6 protein-coding genes are annotated in these 4703 nt (G+C 40.9%); 2 read left to right on the forward strand and 4 right to left on the reverse strand.

Annotation, left to right across the window (positions count from 1 at the left end; all coding sequences use genetic code 11):
- Window positions 1-1131 precede the first annotated feature (1131 nt).
- Window positions 1132-1710: a CYTH domain-containing protein gene (locus tag FC15_RS08885; protein WP_057825910.1), complete on the forward strand. Its 579-nt coding sequence runs from the start codon at window positions 1132-1134 to the stop codon at window positions 1708-1710.
- An 85-nt stretch (window positions 1711-1795) separates the two neighbouring features.
- Complete coding sequence (locus FC15_RS08890; protein WP_057825912.1) at window positions 1796-2446, forward strand: DsbA family protein; 651 nt, start codon at window positions 1796-1798, stop codon at window positions 2444-2446.
- A 288-nt stretch (window positions 2447-2734) separates the two neighbouring features.
- Here FC15_RS08890 and FC15_RS09210 read toward each other — a convergent pair whose 3' ends face one another.
- From FC15_RS09210 to FC15_RS08910, 4 genes are read right to left on the reverse strand one after another with little or no spacing between them, the layout of a single operon-like run.
- The gene (locus tag FC15_RS09210) at window positions 2735-2980 is read right to left on the reverse strand and encodes a hypothetical protein (protein WP_146979176.1); all 246 of its coding nucleotides are present in this window, start codon (window positions 2978-2980) and stop codon (window positions 2735-2737) included.
- Window positions 2981-2998: 18 nt separating this feature from the next.
- Window positions 2999-3217 carry a DUF805 domain-containing protein gene (locus tag FC15_RS08900; protein WP_146979175.1) on the reverse strand — a complete coding sequence of 73 codons (219 nt, stop codon included), beginning with the start codon at window positions 3215-3217 and terminating at the stop codon, window positions 2999-3001.
- A gap of 5 nt (window positions 3218-3222) precedes the next feature.
- The gene (locus tag FC15_RS08905; RefSeq protein WP_057825918.1) at window positions 3223-3435 is read right to left on the reverse strand and encodes a hypothetical protein; all 213 of its coding nucleotides are present in this window, start codon (window positions 3433-3435) and stop codon (window positions 3223-3225) included.
- A 57-nt stretch (window positions 3436-3492) separates the two neighbouring features.
- On the reverse strand, window positions 3493-4524 hold the full coding sequence (locus tag FC15_RS08910; RefSeq protein ID WP_057825920.1) for an IS30 family transposase: 1032 nt from the start codon (window positions 4522-4524) through the stop codon (window positions 3493-3495).
- Between the last annotated feature and the right edge of the window lie 179 nt (window positions 4525-4703).

Genomic DNA, 4703 nt, shown 5'->3' on the forward strand with positions numbered 1-4703 from the left:
CGCGAAGTCTAATGTTTGTCCCATGTTGTAAACCCGCATGGCCCACGCGGATTAACAACATTTTCACAGCACGGCAACAACTTTCCACTCTGTTCCCTGACTCAGAGGTGAAGGCGGAACTGTGGTTTTGAAATTAAGAAGTATAAATTAGCATAGATTAATGAACCAGTTTTTCAATTGTTAAGTCTAAATCAGAAGTTGCGAAGGAAAATGGTTGTGATGCTGTGAAAATTCTGTTAAACTGCGAGAGCGTGAAGCAAGGCGTTTGCGGACTTACAGAACGGGTAAATTGGAGACTTCGAACTTTGAAGGCTCCAATTTTAGTCGAAAGCTACTTTTAGCTTGCTAAAAGAGCTGTAAACGGCCACACAGCACGAACAACTATTTTCCGTAGCGACTTCGGCAAACGGAAGTTAAAAAAATCGATTTTCTCAATTTGTCATTCTAGACACACGAATAATACAAATATTCACGCCAAAAAACTGGTCATTTTCAATCAAACTAAGCAAGTAATTTGGCGTGAATTTAAATATTTGTCGTATCTCAATTTTGCCATTTGACGCAATCACGTTTTTTATGTACGATCATTAGTTTTCGTTCGAAGAAATTTGCTGCCAACAAATCTTACCCAGTTATCTTGAGTTACTGACTAAATCAGAAGTTGCGGAAGACAATGGGCATGATTGCAGTGACAGTGCTATAAACTCGAAACACGTTTCGAGCTTATAGCACGGGCAAAACTTTAGATTTTGTGTAACAAAAGCTACAAGTTTTAGGCGAAAGCTCCTTTTTGAAGTAGAGCGTGGAGCAAGGCGGTTAGCAGTTGAGCATTAACGATAATTTCTGAATGATTCGTTTACGAATCGTTTAGAAATTGTTGTTAAGCACAGACTGCTGCCTTGCAGAACGCGTTTCAAAAAGAGCTGCAACCGGCCCCACATGTTAGCATGCCCATTGTCTGTAGCAACTTCGGTTCAACGACCCACAGCAGGAACAACCATTGTCTGCAGTAACTTCAGTTCAACGGCTCCCACAACAAACTATTTGCTCAAATTGTAGTTTGTTAGTTTTCCAATCATATCTCATTCAAATTTGACGCAAAGATGATAGCATACATTTGGAGGTGCGAGAATGGCTCAGGTTGAAATTGAATTCAAAAATTTACTCACAGAAACTGAATTCGAGCGACTGTTGTCAAGCTACTCATTTGCATCCCCATTCCAGCAAACAAATTATTATTTCGATACGCCAGATCAGCAGTTGAAGCAGCAACATTGTGGCTTGCGTATTCGCCGTTTTTCAGACCATGCGGAACAAACGCTCAAGCAACCGACGGAAAAAGTCGATCCTAGCCAGCATCAATTAATTGAGACGACTGATGTCTTGACGCTGGCACAAGCTCGTACGAAAGAAATTCAACCGCATGGTGAAGTTGCAGCTGCCTTGAAAACACGTGGTTTAAATGTGACAGATTTACAACTTTTTGCTGAAGCAACCACTACACGACGAATTGCAAGTCTGGCTGAAGGTGAACTAACCTTGGACCAGACGACGTATCCAAACGGGCATGTTGATTATGAGTTGGAATTAGAAACATCCCAGCCACAACTTGCACAAACATTTTATCAACGACTCTTGCAGCGTTTTCAAATCCCCCCACGAAAGGTCACAAACAAGATTCAACGGGCAGTGACCAATCATATAAATTGAAATGTTTTTCTATTCAGGCTAAAATATCACTTGTCGCGTTTGTTAATCATTCTTGTATCGTTTCATTCACACTGGAGGAAGCATCTTGTTAGAAATCTTTATGTTTGTTAATCCTATTGGTGGCGTCTGTTTAGAAACAGAACGCAATATTATTAACAGTTTGGATTATCATCATCAAAAGGCACGTATTAATGTGGTTCCACTGACGAATTTGCAAATTGTCAACGACTATCTAGAGCGAAATGAACTCGATTTGCACGACTTAGATCTACGTAATCATATTACCAACGTGACTTACGCTTCACTTTTAGATCTCAAAGCGGCTTCCTTTCAGGGCAAGAAGAAAGCACGAGCGTTTATCCTCAGCTTACAAAAACACATCAATCAGCAACACGAGAAATATTCGGACACGCTTATTAAAAACGTTGTGACCGAAGTAGGGCTCGATTCCCAAACCTTCTGGGAAGATCGTAATAGTCAGTTGGTCAAAGACCTCTGCGATGCCGACCGCCAACTTGCCAGCGAACTTGGCGTTAAGCGGACACCCTCAACTATGCTTGTTGATTATCGCCATAATGTCGACGGTGACGGAATTTTGATTGAAGGTTGTGTTTCGAACGACTTGATTGATCAGATCGTCGAAGACCGTCTCTCAAGTTATCAAGGAATTGTTAATCGCACGCCCTTCCTGCAGATGATTGCCAAAGATCACGATCATCTTAGAATTTTGAAATAAAATAACACTTGAATTTAAATAAACATAGGCAGCTAATCATCGTTGAACTCAATCGGTGATTGACTGCCTATTTTAGTATTATCTGCCTAAAACATAATGATTAGATTTTTAATCAGATTACTCGTTCAAAACACCGGGATTCTGGACATGTCGCCATTTTCTGCCACATAGATATTAGATATTTACTGGATGGTCCCTATCACAACAGTAGATGACTTCCAAGCTGAGATAAATGATAAAACGTTTTTGATATTTCGTTTCATCATATCCTTACTCGTCAGCTATTTATCAATCATCCCGCTTTGGTGAATCTGCTCGTTTAACGAAATTACTTGGCGATCCCAAGATGAAGAATAATGCCACGCCACAAATTGCGACTAATATGTTAGCAGGTGTATATAATGTCTTAAGCCCAAAGGTGTTAACTGATGCTGTGAGGGCCAGTACTATTCCAGCAACAACTGGCAACCAGTACCAAGCAATGCCAACATCTCTAAATCGCCGAATACAAATCGCCCAATATGGAATCATCATTATGGCTTGAAACCCCGACTAAACAGCGAAAGCAATTTGAACTTTTTGATAATCCGATGTTAACATCGTGCCGCCATTTCCAAGCATCATACCCAACACTGTAAATGCTTTAGTTCCTACTGATCCCAAAATGATTAGCTGGATAACACTATTGACAGCGAAAGGAATCCAAAACTCCTTTCGCGAAGCTTTTCCTTTAAAGCCAAAGTAATGATGCCAAAATTTAAAATAAGTCATCAATGTTAATCATCCTTCAAAAAATCCTCTAAATGATCATTGCCTTCAATATCATCAGTTACCCAGAATTTTACTTCTGGCGGTCTATCACTAAAAATATCAACATAATCTTCACCTGTCACCAAAACATAATGTTCGCAACGAAGTGGCCCTAAATAATAATTACCACTATCTTCATTAAAATAATCAACCCCAAATTGCAAGAACAAATTAGCCACACGATAAATCCTATTAAATCAGTATTTTCATTAATATTCATATTTTATGGACTTAACTTAACCGGCGGAAGCAGCGGAGAAAAGCTCTTTGGGTGTTTGATAGCCAGTTTGCCGGCGCGGTAAATTGTTTAGCTTTGACTCAACTGCTTGGATATCATGAGGACCCAAAATATCCATGGATAGACCCTTGGGTACATCGCGGCGGATCATTCGATTATGCGCTTCGTTAGTCCCACGCTCAGAGGAACGATATGGATGGGCATAATAAAGGTCAGCGACACCGGTAAGTACAGCGCCAACTTCCGAGAACTCAGCGCCATTATCGGCAGTAACTGACTTCATGATTGATCCGTATTCTTGACAGATCTTGGCCAGCTCATAGTTGACTGAATCGGCATCACGACCATCGATCAAACGTATAATTTGGCAGCGGGATTGACGCTCGATCAGCGTTAAGATCACACTCTCTTGACCGTTGCGCTTGCCCACCACGGTGTCCAATTCGAAATGGCCGAACTCTTGGCGCTGGTCGATACTTTTAGGCCGTTCATCAATACTCCGTCCGGCCAGACGCTTGTGCTTGATCGAGTGATGATGTTTAGCACGGTGGCGCGTTTTTTCGAGTAGATCAAGATTACGGACTTCAAGTAACTGGGCATCAATATAGTGGTATAGCGTCTTGGTCGAGACCATCTCCTCAGGTTGATATAAGCCTTCAAGTTTGGCACGTCCTACTGCTGCATCAGGCGACCAACCATCTTGACGCAAATGAGTCGTAAAATAGTCGATAAAATCAGCGACACCGACGAGTTTCAAAGGTCGATGACAGTGGGATCGATTAGCTTCGTACTTAGCTTGTGCTGTTTCTGGTGAGTATACAGCGTAATATTGGCGTTGACCATTCACTTTTTTTACTTGGTCGATCTCGCCGCGGCACAATTCATTATTGATTGTTTGATGACAAACATTAAGCGCTCTGGCAATTGCACGATTGGAATAGCCTTGGCTGTGCAGCGTAGCAATTCTGCCTCGTTCAAACGAAGTTAGGTGCTGACCTTTTTTTCTGACTGTGGTATTCTGTTCTTGCATCAAGACAATAACCTCTTTCATTGTTTGTGTAGGAACATCAATGATAACAGAGATTTGTCTTGGTGTTTTTTATTTTATCAATTAGCTAAAAGTATTTGGCTAACTTGATTATAAAACGCGCGTAAAAAATTAAATTGATTTGGGAAAATAATTATCGTGCCTATGGTTATCCACGAATA

Source organism: Lapidilactobacillus concavus DSM 17758 (assembly GCF_001435835.1).
GTDB lineage: Bacteria > Bacillota > Bacilli > Lactobacillales > Lactobacillaceae > Lapidilactobacillus > Lapidilactobacillus concavus.